17 protein-coding genes and 2 tRNA genes are annotated in these 19,828 nt (G+C 70.9%); 11 read left to right on the forward strand and 8 right to left on the reverse strand.

Going from position 1 to position 19,828, the window contains the following annotated elements; genetic code table 11:
• Positions 1–210: 210 nt before the first annotated feature.
• The 3 genes from JHAT_RS23045 to JHAT_RS23055 all read right to left on the reverse strand — a co-directional run bounded on the left by JHAT_RS23045 (position 211) and on the right by JHAT_RS23055 (position 4,005).
• Complete coding sequence (locus JHAT_RS23045) at positions 211–1,410, reverse strand: ROK family protein (RefSeq protein ID WP_077800168.1); 1,200 nt, start codon at positions 1,408–1,410, stop codon at positions 211–213.
• A 425-nt stretch (positions 1,411–1,835) separates the two neighbouring features.
• Positions 1,836–2,477 (reverse strand): superoxide dismutase, encoded by a 642-nt coding sequence (locus JHAT_RS23050; RefSeq protein WP_077800169.1) that lies wholly within the window; start codon positions 2,475–2,477, stop codon positions 1,836–1,838.
• A gap of 145 nt (positions 2,478–2,622) precedes the next feature.
• Entirely contained in the window at positions 2,623–4,005 is a 1,383-nt protein-coding gene (locus JHAT_RS23055; protein WP_077800170.1) for an amino acid permease, read from the reverse strand.
• Positions 4,006–4,450: 445 nt separating this feature from the next.
• Between JHAT_RS23055 and JHAT_RS23060 the strand changes: the two genes are divergently transcribed.
• Positions 4,451–5,035, forward strand: a complete 585-nt coding sequence (locus JHAT_RS23060) for a biotin transporter BioY (protein ID WP_077800171.1) — start codon at positions 4,451–4,453, stop codon at positions 5,033–5,035.
• 77 nt (positions 5,036–5,112) lie between these two features.
• Here JHAT_RS23060 and JHAT_RS23065 read toward each other — a convergent pair whose 3' ends face one another.
• Positions 5,113–6,540 carry an amino acid permease gene (locus JHAT_RS23065; protein WP_077800172.1) on the reverse strand — a complete coding sequence of 476 codons (1,428 nt, stop codon included), beginning with the start codon at positions 6,538–6,540 and terminating at the stop codon, positions 5,113–5,115.
• Positions 6,541–6,748: 208 nt separating this feature from the next.
• On the opposite strand from JHAT_RS23065, the gene JHAT_RS23070 reads away from it, so the two are divergent.
• Both JHAT_RS23070 and JHAT_RS23075 read left to right on the forward strand, forming a co-directional pair.
• Positions 6,749–7,234: a ribose-5-phosphate isomerase gene (locus JHAT_RS23070; protein ID WP_077800173.1), complete on the forward strand. Its 486-nt coding sequence runs from the start codon at positions 6,749–6,751 to the stop codon at positions 7,232–7,234.
• A 243-nt stretch (positions 7,235–7,477) separates the two neighbouring features.
• On the forward strand, positions 7,478–8,302 hold the full coding sequence (locus tag JHAT_RS23075) for an Fpg/Nei family DNA glycosylase (protein WP_077800174.1): 825 nt from the start codon (positions 7,478–7,480) through the stop codon (positions 8,300–8,302).
• Positions 8,303–8,327: 25 nt separating this feature from the next.
• Here JHAT_RS23075 and JHAT_RS23080 read toward each other — a convergent pair whose 3' ends face one another.
• Entirely contained in the window at positions 8,328–9,587 is a 1,260-nt protein-coding gene (locus JHAT_RS23080; protein ID WP_077800175.1) for a GNAT family N-acetyltransferase, read from the reverse strand.
• Between the two features lie 163 nt (positions 9,588–9,750).
• On the opposite strand from JHAT_RS23080, the gene JHAT_RS23090 reads away from it, so the two are divergent.
• Together JHAT_RS23090 and JHAT_RS23095 are read left to right on the forward strand one after the other, a co-directional pair.
• The gene (locus JHAT_RS23090) at positions 9,751–10,938 is read left to right on the forward strand and encodes a PP2C family protein-serine/threonine phosphatase (RefSeq protein WP_077800176.1); all 1,188 of its coding nucleotides are present in this window, start codon (positions 9,751–9,753) and stop codon (positions 10,936–10,938) included.
• A 13-nt stretch (positions 10,939–10,951) separates the two neighbouring features.
• Entirely contained in the window at positions 10,952–11,431 is a 480-nt protein-coding gene (locus JHAT_RS23095) for an HD domain-containing protein (RefSeq protein WP_171991014.1), read from the forward strand.
• 12 nt (positions 11,432–11,443) lie between these two features.
• Here JHAT_RS23095 and JHAT_RS23100 read toward each other — a convergent pair whose 3' ends face one another.
• Positions 11,444–12,652: an acyltransferase family protein gene (locus JHAT_RS23100; RefSeq protein ID WP_077800178.1), complete on the reverse strand. Its 1,209-nt coding sequence runs from the start codon at positions 12,650–12,652 to the stop codon at positions 11,444–11,446.
• Positions 12,653–13,291: 639 nt separating this feature from the next.
• Between JHAT_RS23100 and JHAT_RS23105 the strand changes: the two genes are divergently transcribed.
• Positions 13,292–13,486 carry a hypothetical protein gene (locus JHAT_RS23105; RefSeq protein ID WP_077800179.1) on the forward strand — a complete coding sequence of 65 codons (195 nt, stop codon included), beginning with the start codon at positions 13,292–13,294 and terminating at the stop codon, positions 13,484–13,486.
• 86 nt (positions 13,487–13,572) lie between these two features.
• Here the strand turns inward: JHAT_RS23105 and JHAT_RS23110 are convergent.
• Positions 13,573–13,643, reverse strand: a tRNA-Gly gene (locus JHAT_RS23110).
• A gap of 186 nt (positions 13,644–13,829) precedes the next feature.
• Here JHAT_RS23110 and JHAT_RS23115 point away from each other — a divergent pair.
• The 5 genes from JHAT_RS23115 (at position 13,830) to clpX (ending at position 18,650) form a co-directional block, all read left to right on the forward strand.
• Positions 13,830–13,906, forward strand: a tRNA-Pro gene (locus JHAT_RS23115).
• A 191-nt stretch (positions 13,907–14,097) separates the two neighbouring features.
• Positions 14,098–15,504: a trigger factor gene (gene tig / locus JHAT_RS23120; RefSeq protein WP_077800180.1), complete on the forward strand. Its 1,407-nt coding sequence runs from the start codon at positions 14,098–14,100 to the stop codon at positions 15,502–15,504.
• A 331-nt stretch (positions 15,505–15,835) separates the two neighbouring features.
• Positions 15,836–16,441: an ATP-dependent Clp protease proteolytic subunit gene (locus JHAT_RS23125; protein ID WP_029393242.1), complete on the forward strand. Its 606-nt coding sequence runs from the start codon at positions 15,836–15,838 to the stop codon at positions 16,439–16,441.
• 50 nt (positions 16,442–16,491) lie between these two features.
• A complete protein-coding gene (locus tag JHAT_RS23130) occupies positions 16,492–17,172 on the forward strand; it encodes an ATP-dependent Clp protease proteolytic subunit (protein WP_077800182.1) in 681 nt (226 codons plus the stop codon).
• Positions 17,173–17,363: 191 nt separating this feature from the next.
• Complete coding sequence (gene clpX, locus JHAT_RS23135; RefSeq protein ID WP_077800183.1) at positions 17,364–18,650, forward strand: ATP-dependent Clp protease ATP-binding subunit ClpX; 1,287 nt, start codon at positions 17,364–17,366, stop codon at positions 18,648–18,650.
• An 87-nt stretch (positions 18,651–18,737) separates the two neighbouring features.
• On the opposite strand, the gene JHAT_RS23140 is transcribed toward clpX, so the two are convergent.
• Positions 18,738–19,706 carry a hypothetical protein gene (locus tag JHAT_RS23140; protein WP_077800184.1) on the reverse strand — a complete coding sequence of 323 codons (969 nt, stop codon included), beginning with the start codon at positions 19,704–19,706 and terminating at the stop codon, positions 18,738–18,740.
• Between the last annotated feature and the right edge of the window lie 122 nt (positions 19,707–19,828).

A 19,828-nucleotide genomic window follows, 5' to 3' on the forward strand; every position in this document is an offset into this window, starting at 1 on the left:
GGCAAGCACGAGGGCAGCCGGGAAGGCGGAACGGCACCACAGGGGTGGAATGCGGTGGGGCGTGCGGAATTCCGGCGAAGAGAAGGGGAATTCACGCAGCGGGATGCGCGCTCCGGGCGCGCCGGGGCGTCAGCAACAGAGGGTGCGACAGCTCATGAGGTGAATGCTTCCGGTTCTCGGTGACCCGTGTCAACATTCCGTGTTTCTGAATTAATTGGCCTCAGGTGAGGCGCCCAGCGGATCCCGGTACAGCACGTCCAGAACGACCGAACCACCCGCGACGGCCAGCACGGAATCCGGAAAACTCGTCGGGAAGACGTCCGCCGCGCGTTCCGCGCCGACCGCCTCCCGCAACGCGGCCAGGCAGTCCTCCCGGTGCAGGGCGCCGATCTCGGTCACCACCACCGTCTCCGGGTTGAGGACGTCCGCCAGCAGCCCCGCCGCCCGCCCGGTGGCCCGCGACCGCTCCAGGAGCAGAGCGGCGGCCACCGGGTCGCCGGCGCCCGCCGCGGCGAGCACGTGGCGCGGATCGTCCCCGTCGGTGATCCCGGCCGCGCGGGCCCTGCGGCACAGGGTCCGCTCGCTCAACTCCGCCTGGAGGCAGCCGGTACCGCCGCACGCGCACGGCTCGCTGCCGCCCGGCACCGGCAGGTGCGCGATCGTGCCCGCCTGGGAGCGCGGCCCGTGGTGCACCTCGTCGTGGGTGGCGAACGCCGCGTCCACCACGTTGCCGACGAACAGGTGCAGCACGCTCCCGCTGCCGCGCGCCCGCCCGAACAGCCGCTCCCCGTTGACCAACGCCCGTGCGCGGCCGTCGACATGGACCGGCAGCCCGGTGAGCGCGCCGAGTGCCTCCCGCGCCGGCACGTCCCGCCAGCCCAGCAGCCCGTGCTCGACGATCACGCCGGAGTCCCGGTCGACCCAGCCGCCGGCCGCCAGACCCACCCCGAGCGGGCGGACGCCTCGGGCCTCGGCCAGCATCGCCGTCAGTGCCCTCGCCGCACGGGCCAGCACCCCCTGCGGATCGGTGCGTTCGTGCTTCAGCTCCCGCTGCCGCACCACCCGGCCGCGCAGGTCCAGCAGCGCGACCGTGGTGTACGGGACGGCCACGTGCACCCCGCCGACGACGAACCGCGAGTCGTCGAGGTCCAGGGGCACGTGCGGACGGCCGACCCCCCTGGACCGCCGGGGCTGCTCGGCCTCGCGGACCAGCCCGAGGCGGGTGAAGCGGGCGCAGTAGTCCGTCACGGACGCCGGGGACAGCCCGGTCAGCCGGGCGATGGTGCTGCGCGCCACGGGCCCGTGCTCCAGCACGGAGCGCAGGACGACACCGGCGGTGGCCCGCCGCCGGTCGCGGTCGACGCCGCGCGGCGCGGGGGAGGCGGGCAGGGTTGCAGCGGTGCGGGGCATGGGTGGTTCTCCTCCGGAACGGGTCCGACACTGCGCCGTTGGAACGGAAGGAGGCGCGCCGGGTCCGTCCCGCCCGCCTCACGAATCTGTCGACTCGCTCGCCGGGGGCATCCGGTGTGGTGCCCCGTCAGCTCACGCGAGGGCGGCGACAGGTGGCAGTGCCCTGACGTCGCAGGTCGACATAGCGACGCGACGTGAAGTTCCGGGCCTGGGCAACCATGCGTTCGAAGCTAGCAAAACGGCACCGCCCTGCCCAGACGGCGACCGACGGGCGAGACGGAGGGCACCGAGGTGTGAGACGGAAGGTACCGCTGGGTGAGACGGAAAGCCCCCGCGAGTCACGTCCTCGCGGGGGCTTCCCTCATTCCGCCTGCCAGGTGAAGGGTGAGAAGACGATCACGAGGCAGGACGACCGGGGCCGGCTCTCAGGGCGCCAGCAGCAGCGTGTTGGTGCGGGACTTGGCGGCCTCGTACCGCTTCGCCACGTCCTGCCAGTCGACCACGGCCCACATGGCCTCGATGAAGTCCACCTTCTGGTTCCTGTACTGCAGGTAGAAGGCGTGCTCCCAGGCGTCGAAGACCAGGATCGGGGTGGAGCCCTGGCCCACGTTGCCCTGGTGGTCGTAGACCTGCTCGACGATCAGCCGGCCGCTCAGCGGCTCGTACGCCAGCACGCCCCAGCCGGAGCCCTGCGTGGTCGCGGCGGCCTTGGAGAGCTGCGCCTTGAAGCCCGCGAAGGAGCCGAACGACTCGGCGATCGCGTCCGCGAGCTCGCCCGTGCCGTCCTTCTCCAGGGGCTCGCCGCCGCCGTCGCCGCTCATGTTGTGCCAGTAGATGGAGTGCAGGATGTGGCCGGAGAGGTGGAAGGCCAGGTTTTTCTCCAGGCCGTTGACCGCGCCCCACGACTCCTTGTCCCGCGCCTCGGCGAGCTGCTCCAGCGTGTCGTTGGCGCCCTTCACGTAGGCCGCGTGGTGCTTGTCGTGGTGCAGCTCGATGATCTCGGGGCTGATCACGGGGGCCAGCGCGGAGTAGTCGTACGGCAGTTCAGGAAGCGTGTAGACGGACATGGCGGATCCCCTCCGACCTCTTATTGCAAAAGACTTGCAGGTGCACGCTAGCAGCAGAAGGGCGTGCGGGTCTCCCGGGGCACGCGAAAGGGCCCTCGCGCGGATCCGTCTCCGCGCGAGGGCCCTTTCCGAAGAGCCGGCGTTCCTAGCCGCGTGCCCGCCGCCACTGCCGGGCGTAGCCGACGGCCGCCAGGGCCAGCGTCATCCCGCCCGTCGAGTACAGCTGCACCCGCGTGTCCGGCTCGCGGGCCATCAGCACGAACACCGCGGCCATGCCCGCCAGTGCCACCCAGGTCAGCCACGGGAACGCCCACATGCGCACCGCCAGCTTCTCGGGCGCCTCCCGCTCCAGGCGGCGCCGCAGCCGCAGCTGGGAGACGGCGATGAAGATCCACACGACCAGGATGACCGCGCCGATCATGTTCAGCAGCCAGGAGAAGACGTCGTCGGGGCGCCAGTAGCTGAGCAGCACGCAGCCGAAGCCGAAGAGGGAGGAGACCAGCACCGCGATCCGCGGCACCCCGCCCGAGACCCGGCCCAGCACCTTCGGGCCCTGGCCGCGCTCGACCAGCGAGTAGCCGATGCGCGAGGCGCCGTAGATGTTGGCGTTCATCGCGCTCAGCAGCGCGACCAGCACGACGACGTTCATCAGCTGGCCGGCGCCGGGGATGCCGAGCTCGTCGAGGGCGGCGACGTACGGGCCCTTCTCGACGACCTCGGGGGAGTCCCACGGGACCAGGGTGACGATGACCGCCATCGAGCCGACGTAGAACAGGGCGATCCGCCACATCGCCGTGCGCACGGCGCTCGCCACGCCCTTGACCGGGTTCTCCGACTCGGCCGCGGCGATGGTGACCGTCTCCAGGCCGCCGTAGGCGAACACCGAGGCGAGCAGGCCGATGATCAGACCGTTGCCGCCGTTCGGCAGGAAGTCGGAGAGGTGCGAGGCGCCCGGGGATTCGGTGCCCGGCAGGACGCCGACGACGGCCAGCACGCCCAGCACCAGGAACAGCGAGATCGCGCCGACCTTGAGGGCGGCGAACCAGAACTCGAACTCGCCGAAGTTCTTCACGGCGGCCAGGTTCGTCCCGCAGAACACCACCATGAACAGCGCCACCCACGCCCACTCGGGTGTGCCCGGCAGCCAGCCGTGCACGATCTGCGCGGCGCCGATGCCCTCCAGGCCGACGGCCGTGCACAGCAGCACCCAGAACGCCCAGCCCGCCGTGAAGCCGGCCCACGGGCCGATCGCCCGCTCGGCGTGCGCGGAGAAGGAGCCCGAGGAGGGGTACGCGGCGGACATCTCGCCCAGCATCCGCATCACCAGCATCACGAGGAGGCCGGAGAGGGTGTAGGCGACGACGATCGAGGGGCCGGCGGCGGCGATGCCGGCCCCGGAGCCGACGAACAGCCCGGCGCCGATCACCCCGCCGAGGGCGATCATCGACAGGTGGCGCTGCTTGAGGCCGTGCGAGAGGGAGGCGTCGTCCGACTGTGGAGGCGCCTCGGTGGTGGTGCTGTCGGACATCTTGCGGCTCGTCCAATGCGTGGGGGGACGGGGGCAAAAACTCCCCCAGTCTCGGTGGTGCCGCCGCCCCGCGACAGCGACTGCCCACCATGCGGACGACGGCAATACGGAACGTGACGGTCCGGTAGCCCGCCGGTTTCCCGGCCTTCCGCGGCGCCTTGGTCCCCTCGGTCCTCTCGGTCCTCTCGGTCCGGCGGTCCTCTCGGTCCGGCGGCCCGGCGGCCCTTGGCGGGACTCCACAGCCGACGCTCGAGGCCCGGGAGGTGACACCCGCCTCCCCACCTCAGTGACCGGCGTCACCCCGCAGCGTATGGACCCGGCGTCCTTTGTCGGGAGCCCACCAAGCCTCCGAACCAGCCTTTGTCGAGCGCTGCTCGTGATCGGCTCCGGTCCGCTGGGATAGCGTCGCAGTGTCCCGACATGTCCACACCACCGCGGAGTCCCCATGAGCACCGCTGCCGTATCCGCCCGCCGCTCCGGGCAGGTCCTCGCCGACCTCCTCCCCTCCTCCCGAGTTCGGGACGTCGCGCTGGTCGCCGGCGGCGCCGTGCTCACCGGCGTCGCGGCCCAGATCGCGGTACCCGTGCCCGGCTCCCCGGTGCCGGTGACCGGCCAGACCTTCGCGGCCCTCCTCGTCGGCACCTCCCTCGGCGCCGGCCGCGGCCTGCTGTCCCTCGCGCTGTACGCGCTGGTGGGCATGGCGGGCGTGCCGTGGTTCGCGGAGGGCGGCTCCGGTACCGGCGCCCCGTCCCTCGGCTACGTCTTCGGCATGCTGCTCGCCGCCACGGTCGTGGGCGCCCTCGCCCGCCGCGGCGCCGACCGCTCGGTGCTGCGCACGGCCGGCACGATGCTGCTGGGCGAGGCGATCATCTACGCCGTCGGCGTCCCCTACCTGGCCCTCGCCGCCGACATGTCCCTCACCGCCGCGATCGCGGCCGGCCTCACGCCGTTCCTGATCGGCGACGCCCTCAAGGCCGCCCTGGCCATGGGCGTGCTGCCCGCCGCCTGGAAGCTGGCCGGCGAGCGGTGACCCCGTAGCAGTCGACGCACGAAGAGGCTCGCCGGTCGCGATGCGACCGGCGAGCCTCTTCGCGTTCCGGGGCGCCGTCAGCTCTTCCGCGCGACGACCCGCTGCTTCACGACGGCGATGACGAGCACGACCGCCGCGACGAGCAGCGTCAGCAGCACCGTCGAACGCCCGTCGTGCTCGGTGTCGGTCAGCATGTAGCCCAGCACGAAGACGATGACCGCGGCGGTGAGCCAGGTCAGGTACGGGTACAGCCACATCCGCACGACCAGCTTCTCCGGCGCCTCGGCCTGGATGATCTTCCGCAGCCGCAGCTGCGAGAAGCAGATGACCAGCCAGACGAGGAGGGCCACCGCGCCCGAGGAGTTGAGCAGGAAGAGGAAGACCGTGTCGGGGAACTTGTAGTTGAAGAAGACCGCGACGAAGCCGAAGACGACGGACGACAGGATCGCCGTCTGCGGCACCCCGCGCCGGGTGGTGCGGGCGAACGCCTTCGGCGCGTCCCCGCGCTGACCGAGCGAGAAGGCCATGCGGGACGCCGTGTACAGCCCCGAGTTGAGGCAGGACAGCACGGACGTCAGCACGATGAAGTTCATGACCTCGCCGGCGTTCGGGATCCCGAGGGAGTCCAGGGCGGCGACGTAGGAGCCCAGGTCGACGATGGACCGGGAGTCCCACGGCAGCAGGGTCACGACGACAAAGATCGACCCGAGGTAGAAGACGGCGATGCGCCAGATGATGCTGTTCGTCGCCTTGGTCACGGCCCGCTGCGGGTCCTCCGACTCACCGGCGGCCAGGGTGGGGATCTCGCTGCCCATGAAGGAGAAGACGACCAGCAGCACACCGGTGAGGACGGCGCCGGGCCCGTTCGGCAGGAACCCGCCGTGGTCGGTCAGATTGGACAGCCCCGCCTGCTCGCTGTCGACACCCGGCAGCAGGCCGAAGACGGCCAGCCCGCCGACGACGATGAACGCGGCGATCGCGACGACCTTGATCCCGGCGAACCAGAACTCGAACTCGCCGTAGGAGCCGACCGAGGCGAGGTTGGTGGCGGTCAGCACCACCATCACGATGAGCGCCCAGCCCCACTGGGGCACGGCCGGTATCCACCCCTCGAGGATCTTGGCCCCCGCGGTGGCCTCCACGGCCAGCACGACGACCCAGAAGAACCAGTAGAGCCAGCCGATGGAGAACCCGGCCCAGGGCCCGAGCGCCCGGTCGGCGTGCGCGGAGAAGGAGCCGGACGTCGGATTGGCGGCGGACATCTCGCCGAGCATCCGCATCACGAACACCACGAGGGCGCCGACGAGGGCGTACGACAGGAGGATTCCGGGTCCCGCGGTGGCGATACCGGAACTGGACCCCACGAACAGCCCGGCCCCGATGACGCCGCCGATGGCGATCATCGAAAGGTGGCGGTTCTTGAGTCCGGCCTGGAGCCCGGGCCCGGGTTCTCCGGGCTCTCCGGGGCCGTTCCCGGCCTTGGTCAGAGTCGGCTGCGAAGTCATGGGGGTGTTTTTCCTTTGCGCCGGTCGAGCGTTCACCCGTACGAGCGGTGTACGAGTCGGACCAGTGAAACGGAGGTGAACGAATTCGGAAACCTTTGATTCCGGATCGTTATTTGAGCTTCTCCTGAGGTTCTAGGGTTTCCTTTCCCTCTCTTCACAGGCGACACCCGACGCTGCTTCCCCGCGGCCCGCGTGTCACACTCGACGCATGCGCGTGTATCTCGGCTCCGACCATGCGGGCTACGAACTCAAGAACCACCTCGTCGAGTGGCTCAAGGAGGCGGGCCACGAGCCCGTCGACTGCGGCCCGCACCTCTACGACGCCCAGGACGACTACCCGCCCTTCTGCCTCCGCGCGGCCGAGCGGACGGCCGCGGACCCCGACGCCCTCGGCATCGTGATCGGCGGCTCGGGCAACGGCGAGCAGATCGCGGCGAACAAGGTCAAGGGCGTGCGCGCGGCGCTGGCCTGGAGCGAGGAGACGGCGTCCCTCGGCCGCCAGCACAACAACGCCAACGTCGTGGCCGTCGGTGCCCGCATGCACTCGCAGGAGGAGGCGACGAAGTTCGTCGAGACCTTCCTCGCGACCCCCTTCTCCGGCGACGAGCGCCACATCCGCCGCATCGACATGCTGTCGTCCTACGAGACCACGGGCGACCTCCCGCCCATCCCCCCGCACCACCCGCAGCAGTAGGGACAGCGCCCGAGCGGCCGTCCCCCGACGCCGAGCGCCGGGGGAGGGCCGCGGAGACCTCCGTGAGGTGCTGGACCCGGACCTTCGTGAGGGCGCCGGACCGGGCCTCCCGCGAGGAGGCCGGACTCCACCCCCTCGGGGGTGCAGGGGGCGCAGCCCCCGCCGGAGCCCCGGTCAGGCCCGCCTCTCGGCCGACCGAGTCGGGTGGGCGGGCGGGCAGGAACCACGAAAGGACGACCCCCCGTGCCAGAGGGGCACACGATCCACAGGCTGGCCCAGGACTACGCCGCCGCCTTCGCCGGCACGACCGTGCACGTCACCAGCCCCCAGGGCAAGTTCTCCGACGCCGCCGCCCTCCTCACCGGCACCGGACTCACCCGCACCGAGGCCCACGGCAAGCACCTCTTCCTCGGCTTCGGCACCGCCGGCACCGACTGGGTCCACATCCACCTCGGCCTCTTCGGCAAGGTCGCCTTCGGCGGGACGCCCGCGCCCCCGCCCACGGACACCGTCCGCCTCCGCCTCGTCAACGACACCGCGTACGTCGACCTCCGCGGCCCCACCACCTGCGCCCTGATCACGGGCCCCGAGAAGCAGGCGATACACGACCGCCTCGGCCCCGACCCGCTCCGCCCGCCCGGCGACGGCAACGACCCCCGCACCGCCTACGCCCGGATCTCCCGCAGCCGCACCACCATCGCCGCCCTGCTCATGGACCAGAAGGTCATCGCCGGCGTCGGCAACGTCTACCGCGCCGAGGTCCTCTTCCGGCACGGCATCGACCCGTACCGCCCCGGCAGGGACATCACCCCCGCCGAGTGGGACGCGATCTGGGCCGACCTCGTCGCGCTCATGCGCGAGGGCGTCCGCAACAACCGCATCGACACCGTCCGCCCGGAGCACACCCCCGAGGCCATGGGCCGCCCGCCCCGCGTCGACGACCACGGCGGCGAGGTCTACGTCTACCGCCGCACCGGCGCGCCCTGCCACCTGTGCGGCGACGCCGTCCGCACCGCCGACCTCGCCGCCCGCAACCTCTTCTGGTGCCCGACCTGCCAGAGGAACTGACCGCCGCCCGCGCGGCCCCGGGCCGTCAGAACCCGTGCGGCAACCAGGGCGCCACGTCCGACGCGAACCCCACCGACGCCTCCGCCAGCGCACCGGGACGCAGCTCCCGCACCCGCCCGGCCGCGCCCAGCGACCCCAGCGTCACGCCCCCGAGGTAGGCCGCCCCCAACTCCCTCACGGTCAGGGTGAGATCGGGCGCGTCGGGCGTACGCTCGCAGGACGCCCCCTTCGTGTCCCCCGTGAGCCGCCAACGCCCCTCGTTCCAGGGGCAGAAGGCGTCCTCGACCTCGAACACGACGTCCACCGGCGCCTGGTACGTGCGCGCCGCCAGCGCGGCCCCCACGTCCACCAGCCGCACGTACAGCGCGTCCCGCAGCTGCGGCCGGCACCGCCGGATGTCGGACACCTGGTACTGCCACGCCTCGTCGACCGGCCGCCCGCGCACGGTCAGCCTCGTCGTCAGGTCGATGCCGAACAGGAAGCGCCACAGCGCCGCCTCCGTGGCCGGATCCAGCCCGGCCAGGTCCTGGAGGACCACCGTGCCGGCGGGCCCCGTCGGCCCCCAGTCCGGCCGCACCCGGAACCGGGCGTACCCCGTGACCTCCCCGCCCCGCCGGGCGACCACGCACTGCAGCGGCGACGCGCCCTCCCGGGCGCTCTCCGGGTCCAGCAGCCCCAGCCGCTCCCAGCCGGGCCGCCGCTCCAGCATCCCCGGCCGCCCGGGCACCAGCCGCGCGTACACCGCCTCGCACGCGTCGAGGACGTCCGCGGGCTCGGCGTACCGCAGCCGTACGTCGTCCGTCCCGTCCGGCACCGACAGCCGGACCCGGTCCGTCTCGATCTCGGCGTTCACCTGGAAGGTCGCCGCGCCGTAGCCGAACCGGCCGTAGATGGCCGGTTCCGAGGCCGTCAGCACGGCCAGCGGCTCGCCCCAGGACCGTACGTCGTCCAGCTGCCGCCGCATCATCGACGTCAGCACGCCCCTGCGCCGGTGCGTGGCGGCGACGCCCACCATGGTGACGCCCGCCGCGGACACCCGCGCACCGCCGGGCACGGTCATCCCGAAGGCGAACGCGCCCGCCGTCCCGACGCACTCGTCGCCGTCCCAGACGCCGAGGGAGCGGTCGCACCGCGTCAGCTCCCGGTACAGGGCCACTTCCTCGGCCGCTTCCGGGACGCCGCCGAAGGCCCGGAGCAGCATCCCGTACCACGTGTCCCATTCGTCCTGCCGCAGAACGCGCAGCCCGCTCGTGGGGTCGAACCCGCCGATGTCGTCATTGCCCATGGAGCCATGCCTACCAGCGCCCCACCGGGCGGGCGAGGGAATTTCCGCCAGGTTGCGGCGCGACGGCCGTTCGTGAAGTTCACTGTGAAGTCCGGCCTCGGACGGGGGACAACCAGGACCTCCCGTGCCGAGCGACCGGTCCGATGGATAGGGTCCCGAACTGATGGCAGCAGGACGACAGCGGCGCGCGGAAGCCGAGACGTTCACGGCCCGGTTGAAGAAGCAGTGGCACCGGGCCCGCGTCGGCGTGCGCAGATCCGCCGTCGACCACTTCCGCGGCGACGGCGCGGACTGGATCGCGCTGGCCGGGCTGCTGCTGACGATCCCGGTGATCGCGGCGACCACGATGGCCAACTCGGTCTGGTGCTCACCGGCCGTCCTGGTCCTGCCCATCGTCGCGGGCGGCCTGCTGCTGCGCCCCGCGAGCCTGCTCGGCCTGTACGCGGCCGCGGCGACGGCGCTCATCGTGGAGTCCGTGCAACTGGGCCCCTACACGGAGGGCCCGTCCAGGGTCACCCCGGGCGTCGTCCTCGTCGTCGCCGCCTGCGGCCTCTTCGGACTGCTGCTCGCCCAGTTCCGCAGCCGGGTCGGCGTGCCCTGGAGGCGCGGCAGCACCATGCTCTTCGACCTGCGCGAACGCATCCGCGTCCAGAGCAAGCTGCCCCAGCTGCCGCCGGGCTGGCACCGGGAGATGGCCCTGCGCCCGGCCGGCGGCCAGTCCTTCTCGGGCGACTTCGTGGTCGCGGCCCGCACGAACGGCGGCCGGACCCTGGAGGTCGTCCTCACCGACGTGTCCGGCAAGGGCATGGACGCCGGCTCCCGCGCCCTGTTGCTGTCGGGCGCCTTCGGCGGACTGCTGGGCAGTCTGCCCCCGCACGCCTTCCTGCCGGCCGCCAACGGCTACCTGCTCCGCCAGGACTGGGACGAGGGCTTCGCCACCTCCATCCACCTCGTCCTGGACCTTGACTCCGGCGACTACGAGCTGTACTCCGCCGGGCATCCGCCGGGCCTCCAGCTCAGCGCCGGCACCGGCCGCTGGGAGGAGAAGACCGCCGAGGGCCCGCTGCTGGGCGTGTACGACGGTGCCCAGTTCGACCCGGTGAAGGGCTCGCTGCGTCCCGGAGACGTGCTGATGCTGTTCACGGACGGCCTGGTGGAGACCTCCGACCGGGACATCGCCGAGGGCATCGACCGCCTCACCGGCGAGGCCGACCGCTACGTCGCCGGCGGCTTCCACGGTGCCGCCTGGCACCTGATCGAGGCGGTGGCCAAGGACGTCAACGACGACCGGGCGCTCCTGCTGATCTGCCGGGAGGGCCCGACGGCCCACTTCCCGACGGCGGCGGACTGACACACTGGGCCACGTGACCCCCGCCCAGCCACCCGCCCCCGAGCCCACCGGGCCGCTCTCCCTGGCCGACGTCGAGGCCACCGCCCGCGCCGCCCACGCCGGACAGACCGACAAGGCCGGACGGCCCTACGCCGAGCACCTGCTGGCCGTCGCCGAGGGCGTCCGGCGGCGCGGTGGGGACGACGAGCAGATCGCCGCGGCCTGGCTGCACGACTCGGTCGAGGACGACGCGCTGTCGGAGCGGTGGCTGCGCGAGGCCGCGCTGAGCCCCCGCACCAAGGACATCGTGCTCGCGCTCACCAAGCGCGCGGGGGAGCCGCCCGAGGCGTACGCCGCGCGCATCCTCGCCACGCCCGGTGCGCTGCTGGTCAAGGAGGCGGACCTGGCGCACAACGCCGACCCGGCGCGGCTGGCGGTCCTGGACGCCGCGACCCGCGCCCGCCTGACCGGGAAGTACGCGCGGATGCGCGCGCTCCTCGGCCTGGGCGGCTGAGACGGGGACGGGTCAGGCCGGGACTCCCGGACGCGACCGCTGCGCCTCGGGGGCGTCCCGCTCCCCGGGGCTCCCGTTCTTTCCGGGGCTCCCGTTCTTCCCGTCCGTGTCCTGCCGGAAGGCCCACGCCATCCGGGGCTCCACCACGCACCGCAGCACGCGCCGGACGGGCCTGGTGCACAGCGCGGTGATGACGGCGGCGGTGACGACGGTCAGCCCGACGGCGCCGAGCGGCGTGTGCAGCCACGCGTGGTCGAACCAGCCCTCGTAGGAGCCCTCCTTCACCAGGAAGGCGTGCAGCAGGTAGCCGTAGATCGTGCCCGCGCCGAGCCCCGTGAACCAGGTGCGGCGGCCCGGGACCCAGGCGAAGAAGCAGGCCGTGAGGATCAGGGAGCAGCCGAAGAGCGCGAGCGTCATCACGGGCCCGGACCACCAGGGCGCGCCCATGCCCTGGGCGGAGGTGTTGTGGTAGAGCCAGCCCAGTTCCATGCGGGGCGCCGACCACCAGGCGACCAGGGCCGCGACGGCGACCACCGGCACCGACAGGACGCGCACCGAGCGGCGCCGCACCCACCGGAAGTGCTCGGGCCCGAGCAGCAGCCCCAGCACGAAGCACGGCAGGAACTGCAGCACCCGCTGCATGTCGAGGTCACTGCCGATCTGCGGCGACACCGAGGCCAGGGCGGCGACGGCCAGGGCGAGCGGCAGCGGGTGGCGCACCGTCCTCCACAGCGGGGTGGTCAGCCGCCACACGAACAGCGCGCACAGGAACCACAGGTGGTAGGTGGGGTCCAGCAGGCTGATCGGGTTCCCGGGATCGTCGCCGCTGTAGCGCTGGTGCAGCGCGTACGCGGTCTCGAAGACGAGGTACGGGACGACGACACCGGTGATCAGCCGTCCGACGCGCCTGGGGCTCAGGTCGAAACCGCGCGAGAAGTAGCCGGAGACGATGATGAACGCCGGCATGTGGAACGTGTACACGACCCGGTAGGCCGTCTCCACGGTCCGGTCGCCGCCGATGATCTGGCCCCAGGCGTGGCCCACACCGACGAGCACGATCGCCAGGTACTTGGCGTTGTCGAAGAAGGCGTCCCGCCGCTCCGGCCGACCGCCGTCCCGTTCCCGCGGCGCGGGACCGGGCTGCGGCGCTCTCGGTTCGGGCGACTTCGCCGGGGGGAGCGGTGTCCCGCCGGGGCCGTTCGGTCGCGACGAGTTCGTCATGGACCCTCCCACCGCGGAGCCGGCGAGCAGGTCGGGTCACTCGCTGCGCTGTCGGAGGACGTGGCGGCGTAGAACATTGGAGGCACCTTAACGGCGCCCGCGCTGTTCCGTAAAAAAATCGGCGCCACCTCGACGGCATTTACGCATCGCGTCCGAGTGCCCGGAAATCGGCGCAGACCGACGGCGATCGCAGTGTGACTGCAGTCACATTCTCAAGGGGTCGGGTGGCGCTTGGTGTGAAGGAGGCACGTCCCGGTTGTCGTGATTCTTCATGACTCGCCGCTCCATAACGTCTGGGGACCGTCGCGGGGAATGCCCCACCGCCCGTGACGGCGACGAGGTTTGCCGGCCCGTCCACCACATGGGGCCGCCGTAATGCGAAATGCCTGCGAACGTCTTGTGCGGACAGGGAAACGGACTGATGGAATTGCACGTTCGTGTGACCCGTCGAATTCCTGTGCGGAGGCCGCGGGCGGTCCGTGCCGCGCGGGTCCGGGAGCCCCGCGCCGTGTGGAGTCGGCCGACGATCTGTCACCTGCCGCATGACGGGGCCTGGTTGGTGGCACGATGGTTCTGGCGGGGTGCGCGAGGTTGCGTCCCCGGGCCGGGAGAGCGGACCGACCGAGGGTGTGATCAGTTGTGGCCATTTCACTGTCAGTGGTGCTGCTGTTGGCGATCATCCTGGTGGTGCTGCTGCGAGGAGGCTCCATCAAGGCGGGTCCGGCGATCGTCGCGGTCCTCTTCGGCTTCTTCCTGGCCTCGACCGGCATGGCCGACGACATCCAGCGGTTCCTGGACTCGATAGCGGAGACGATCAACTCCATCCAGTTCTAGGGCGCACCCGGCACCCTCCGGCGTCTCCCGGCGCACAGAGGCCTCCGGCCCGGTCCCCTCGGGGGACCGGGCCGGAGGCCTCTCGGAGCGGGCGACGGGAATCGAACCCGCGTAGCCAGTTTGGAAGACTGGGGCTCTACCATTGAGCTACGCCCGCACAACGCGCACCGCAGGTCGGCGACCGCGGCACTGCAGGCATCGTAGCGGGTCGTCCCCCCTCCCCGCACACCCCTCCCCGTCCACGCCGGGTCTCCGCGCCGGCACGGGGCCGCGCGGGAGAACGGCGCGGGAAACGCGGCGGTCCCGGGCGCGCCGGGGCATGTACCCTACGTGTCGCACCAGACGGGGTGTGGCGCAGCTTGGTAGCGCGTCCGCTTTGGGAGCGGAAGGCCGTGGGTTCAAATCCCGCCACCCCGACCACCCACCGGCCGGTCTCCCGTGATCATCGGCGGCGACCGGGGTGATCGCCTTTTGGGACGTGTAGTCGCTGCCGTTACTATGCAAGCTGCACGCCCGTGTGTCTCAGAGTCTGCAGTCTCCGGGCGGCGAAATCCGCCGGACGCCCTCCGCGCCGGCAGAACCCAAGCAGTCAGCCACAAGGAGACCGAACCGTGAAGAGCGCCGTGGAGACCCTGAACCCGACCCGGGTTCGGCTCACTGTCGAGGTGCCCTTCGAGGAGCTCAAGGACAGCCTCGACGCGGCGTACAAGAAGATCAACCAGCAGGTCACGGTGAAGGGCTTCCGCAAGGGCAAGATCCCGGCCCGGGTCATCGACCAGCGGTTCGGCCGCGGTGCGGTCCTGGAGGAGGCGGTCAACGACGCGCTTCCGAAGTTCTACACCGAGGCGGTCAACGAGGCCGAGCTGAACCCGCTCGGTCAGCCCGAGGTCGACATCACCGAGCTGAAGGACGGCGAGACGCTGAACTTCACCGCCGAGGTCGACGTCCGCCCGACCGTCGAGATCCCGGACTACTCCGGCATCGAGGTCGAGGTCGACGCCGTCGAGGTCACCGACGAGGACGTGGAGAAGTCGGTCGAGCAGCTGCGCGAGCGCTTCGCCTCCACCTCCCCGGTCGAGCGCGCCGCCGAGGACGGCGACGTGGTCACCATCGACCTGGAGGCCAAGGTCGACGGCGAGGTCCTCGAGGACGGCATCGCGAACGGCGTCTCGTACACCATCGGCTCCGGTGAGCTGCTGGACGGCATCGACGACGCCGTGAAGGGCCTGGAGGCCGGTGGCGAGGCCACCTTCACCTCCGAGCTCAAGGGCGGCTCGGCGGCCGGCAAGGAGGCCGAGGTCACCGTCAAGGTCACCCAGGTCGCCAAGCGCGAGCTGCCCGAGCTGGACGACGACTTCGCGCAGCTCGCGTCGGAGTTCGACACCCTGGACGAGCTCAAGGCCGACAGCCGCAAGCGCCTGGCCAACATGAAGCAGTACGACCAGGCCACCCAGGCCCAGGAGCGCGTGCTGGACAAGCTGCTCGAGCTGGTCGAGGTCCCGGTCCCCGAGAAGCTCCTCGAGGACGAGATCAACACCCGCAAGCACAACCTCGAGCACCACCAGCTCGGCCAGATGGGCCTCACCCTCGACAAGTACCTGGAGATCCAGGGCAAGACCGCCGAGGAGTTCGACACCGAGACCCGCGAGGCGGCGATCAAGGGCATCAAGACCCAGTTCGTCCTCGACGAGCTGGTCAAGCAGGAGAAGCTCAACGTCAGCCAGGAGGAGCTCACCGAGCACCTCATGCGGCGCGCGGCCTCCTCCGGCATGTCCCCCGACCAGTTCGCCCAGGCCGTCGTCGAGCAGGGTCAGGTCCCGCTCCTCGTCGGCGAGGTCGCCCGCGGCAAGGCCCTGGCCGCCGTGGTCGAGAAGGCCACGGTCAAGGACACCAACGGCGAGATCGTCGACCTGGAGGACGAGGAGGACGAGGAGACGGAGGCCACCGAGGCCGCCGCCACCGAGTCCGCCGACGCCGAGAAGGCCGACGACGAAGCCGAGGAGAAGACCGAGGGCTGATCCCCCTCGCGTCTCGCCAGACGGACGCAGAACGGGCCCCGGACGACCATCGCCGGGGCCCGTTCTGCATACGGCTGGACAGCCCCCGAAGGGGCGCGGGGAACTGCGCGAGCAACCACGACGTACCCGCACCCGGCGACGAACCGGCACCGTCACGGCGCTACGCCCCCGGCGAACACCCCCAGAACCGGGATGGCGCCGCAGGCCCCCCGCGTTAGGGTCCATGAATACGAGGGCAGGGGAGTCTCCGAATCGGCTTCCAGCCCCGCAGGGAAACGTGAGACGGCCCGGCGCCGTCGTAAGACGAGCAGGTGGATACGTGACGAATCTGATGCCCTCAGCCGCCGGCGAGCCCTCCATCGGTGGTGGCCTCGGCGACCAGGTCTACAACCGACTGCTCGGCGAGCGGATCATCTTCCTCGGCCAGCCCGTGGACGACGACATCGCCAACAAGATCACCGCACAGCTGCTGCTCCTTGCCTCCGACCCGGACAAGGACATCTTCCTGTACATCAACAGCCCCGGCGGTTCGATCACGGCCGGCATGGCGATCTACGACACCATGCAGTACATCAAGAACGACGTGGTGACGATCGCCATGGGCCTCGCGGCCTCGATGGGGCAGTTCCTGCTCAGCGCGGGCACCCCCGGCAAGCGCTTCGCCCTGCCGAACGCCGAGATCCTGATCCACCAGCCCTCCGCAGGCCTCGCCGGCTCGGCCTCGGACATCAAGATCCACGCCGAGCGGCTGCTGCACACCAAGAAGCGCATGGCCGAGCTCACGGCCCAGCACACCGGCCAGACGGTCGAGCAGATCACCCGCGACTCGGACCGCGACCGCTGGTTCGACGCCTTCGAGGCCAAGGAGTACGGCCTCATCGACGACGTCATCGCGACGGCCGCCGGCATGCCGGGCGGCGGCGGCACGGGCGCCTGAGCCCCGTCCCGTCCCGAGCCGACCGCCTCAGCCTCTTCCCAGGAGACACTGTGAACGACTTCCCCGGCAGCGGCCTGTACGACCGCGCGCGCGCCGAGTACACCGGCCCGTCCGCCGAGTCCCGCTACGTCATCCCGCGCTTCGTCGAGCGCACCTCGCAGGGCGTGCGCGAGTACGACCCGTACGCGAAGCTCTTCGAGGAGCGCGTGATCTTCCTCGGCGTGCAGATCGACGACGCCTCCGCCAACGACGTCATGGCGCAGCTGCTGTGCCTGGAGTCGATGGACCCGGACCGCGACATCTCGGTCTACATCAACAGCCCCGGCGGCTCCTTCACGGCGCTCACCGCGATCTACGACACGATGCAGTACGTGAAGCCGGACATCCAGACGGTCTGCATGGGCCAGGCCGCCTCCGCCGCGGCCGTCCTGCTGGCCGCCGGCACGCCGGGCAAGCGCATGGCGCTGCCGAACGCCCGCGTCCTGATCCACCAGCCCTACAGCGAGACGGGCCGCGGTCAGGTCTCCGACCTGGAGATCGCCGCCAACGAGATCCTGCGCATGCGCGCCCAGCTGGAGGAGATGCTGGCCAAGCACTCCACCACGCCGGTCGAGAAGATCCGCGAGGACATCGAGCGCGACAAGATCCTCACGGCCGAGGACGCGCTGAGCTACGGCCTGATCGACCAGATCATCACCACCCGGAAGATGGACAACTCCTCCCTGCGCTAGGCGGGAGGCTGTAACGTCTGCCGCCCCTTGGCACGGTTTGGCGTGGTTCACGTCAAAGCGAACCGTGCCAAGGGGGGCCCGGACGAGGGGCCCGGCAAGGTACCGTCGGACATAAGGCAGCACCAGGAGTCAGCCGCTCGTCGACGTCGCGTCGACGAGCAGGGGTCTCCCAGGCGAAGGGGAAGCACACCGTGGCACGCATCGGTGACGGCGGCGATCTGCTCAAGTGCTCGTTCTGCGGCAAGAGCCAGAAGCAGGTCAAGAAGCTCATCGCAGGGCCCGGTGTGTACATCTGCGACGAGTGCATCGATCTCTGCAACGAGATCATCGAGGAAGAGCTCGCCGAGACCAGCGAGGTGCGCTGGGAGGAGCTCCCCAAGCCCCGTGAGATCTACGAGTTCCTCGAGAGCTACGTGGTGGGCCAGGAGGCGGCCAAGAAGGCCCTCTCCGTCGCGGTGTACAACCACTACAAGCGCGTCCAGGCCGGCGAGAACGGCGGCGCCCAGGGCCGCGAGGACGCCATCGAGCTGGCGAAGTCCAACATCCTCCTGCTGGGTCCCACGGGCTCCGGCAAGACCCTGCTCGCCCAGACCCTCGCCCGCATGCTGAACGTCCCGTTCGCGATCGCCGACGCCACGGCGCTCACCGAGGCGGGGTACGTCGGCGAGGACGTCGAGAACATCCTGCTGAAGCTGATCCAGGCCGCCGACTACGACGTCAAGAAGGCCGAGACCGGGATCATCTACATCGACGAGATCGACAAGGTCGCCCGCAAGAGCGAGAACCCGTCGATCACGCGCGACGTCAGCGGCGAGGGCGTCCAGCAGGCCCTGCTGAAGATCCTGGAGGGCACCACGGCCTCGGTGCCGCCGCAGGGCGGCCGCAAGCACCCGCACCAGGAGTTCATCCAGATCGACACGACGAACGTGCTGTTCATCGTGGGCGGTGCCTTCGCGGGCCTGGAGAAGATCATCGAGGGCCGGGCCGGCGCCAAGGGCATCGGCTTCGGCGCGCAGATCCGCTCCAAGCGGGAGATCGAGTCCAAGGACCAGTTCGAGCAGGTCATGCCGGAGGACCTGGTGAAGTTCGGGATGATCCCCGAGTTCATCGGCCGCCTGCCCGTCATCACCTCGGTCCACAACCTCGACCGCGAGGCCCTGCTGCAGATCCTGGTCGAGCCGCGCAACGCGCTGGTCAAGCAGTACCAGCGCCTGTTCGAACTCGACGGCGTGGAGCTGGACTTCGAGCGCGAGGCGCTGGAGGCCATCGCCGACCAGGCGATCCTCCGCCAGACCGGCGCCCGCGGCCTGCGCGCCATCATGGAGGAGGTCCTCCAGGGCGTGATGTACGAGGTGCCGTCCCGCAAGGACGTGGCCCGCGTCGTCATCACGGCCGACGTGGTCCTCTCCAACGTCAACCCGACGCTCATCCCCCGCGATTCGCGCGGCCGCGGGCCGGGCGAGCAGAAGACGGCGTAGCCGTCGCCGTACACGTACGGAGCACGCATGCGGAAGGGGCCCGGTCGAGTGACCGGGCCCCTTCCGCGTTCGTCCTGCGCGCCGGCGTCAGGCCTTGACGCGGATCTCCTTGCGGAGCTTGGCGGCGGTCTCGGCCGCCGCCTCCGGGTCGGAACTCTTGCCGGAGGCGATGTCCATCAGGTTCATCGGCATGACGAAGCCGAGCGTGCTGTGGTCGCCCCAGGCGCAGTACGTCATGTTCATCGTCTTGGGCGCGTACTCACCGCCGTCGGAGTTGTCGACCTTGGCCTCCTGGCACTTGAGGACAGCGCCCTCCAGGGCGGAGGGCTTGTACGCCTTCGGTTCACCGAGCATGGTGACCTTCTGGCCGTCCTCGTCCTTCTGGCTCTCGGACTTCATGTAGGCGAGCATCGCGTCGACGGTCTTCTCGGGATCGTCGATCGTGCCGTAGACACCCGCGAACATGAGCTGCTTGCTCGCCAGCGGGCTGTCCTCGTTCGCCGACTCCCAGGACGCGCTGACGTCCTTCGCATCCTTCACCCCCCACTTCTCAGCGTCCTTCATGTCGCTGTCCGTCATGGTGTTGGAGTCGCTCTCGGACTTCTTGTACTCACCGAGCACCGTCGCCGGAGTCGTCAGCTTGTGCGGGCCGTCGTCGGCGATGTCGCCGGCGCCGCCACCACTGCCGCCGCCGAGCACGAAGTACGCGCCCACGCCGATCGCCGCCACGACCGCGACCGCGCCGATGATCAGACCCGTCTTCTTCTTGCCGCCGGCCGGCGCCGGGGGCTGGGGCATGCCGTAGGGCTGCTGGCCGTAGGGGGCCTGCGGCGGGACGCCGCCCTGCCCGGGCTGCTGCGGGTAGCCGTAACCCTGCTGGGCGGGCGGTGCCTGCTGCGGGTAGCCGTAGCCCGGCTGCGCGGGCGGCGTCTGCTGGGGGTAGCCGTAGCCGGGCTGGGGGGCCTGCGGCTGCTGCTGGCCGTACGGTCCCGGCTGGCCGTACGGTCCGGGCTGCTGTGGCTGCCCGCCGTACGGGCCCGGCTGGTTCTGACTCATTGCGGGGTTCCCCTCCGGATGCTTATGTGATGCTCACATCCTGACGCAGACCTGGCGTGCGCAGGTCACCGGGGGCGGCACCGTTACGAAGGAAAGACGTTTCGGGACATGGCCGTGACGCC

Origin of the sequence: Streptomyces sp. JHA26 (assembly GCF_002005565.1) — a bacterium.
Taxonomy (GTDB): Bacteria; Actinomycetota; Actinomycetes; order Streptomycetales; family Streptomycetaceae; genus Streptomyces.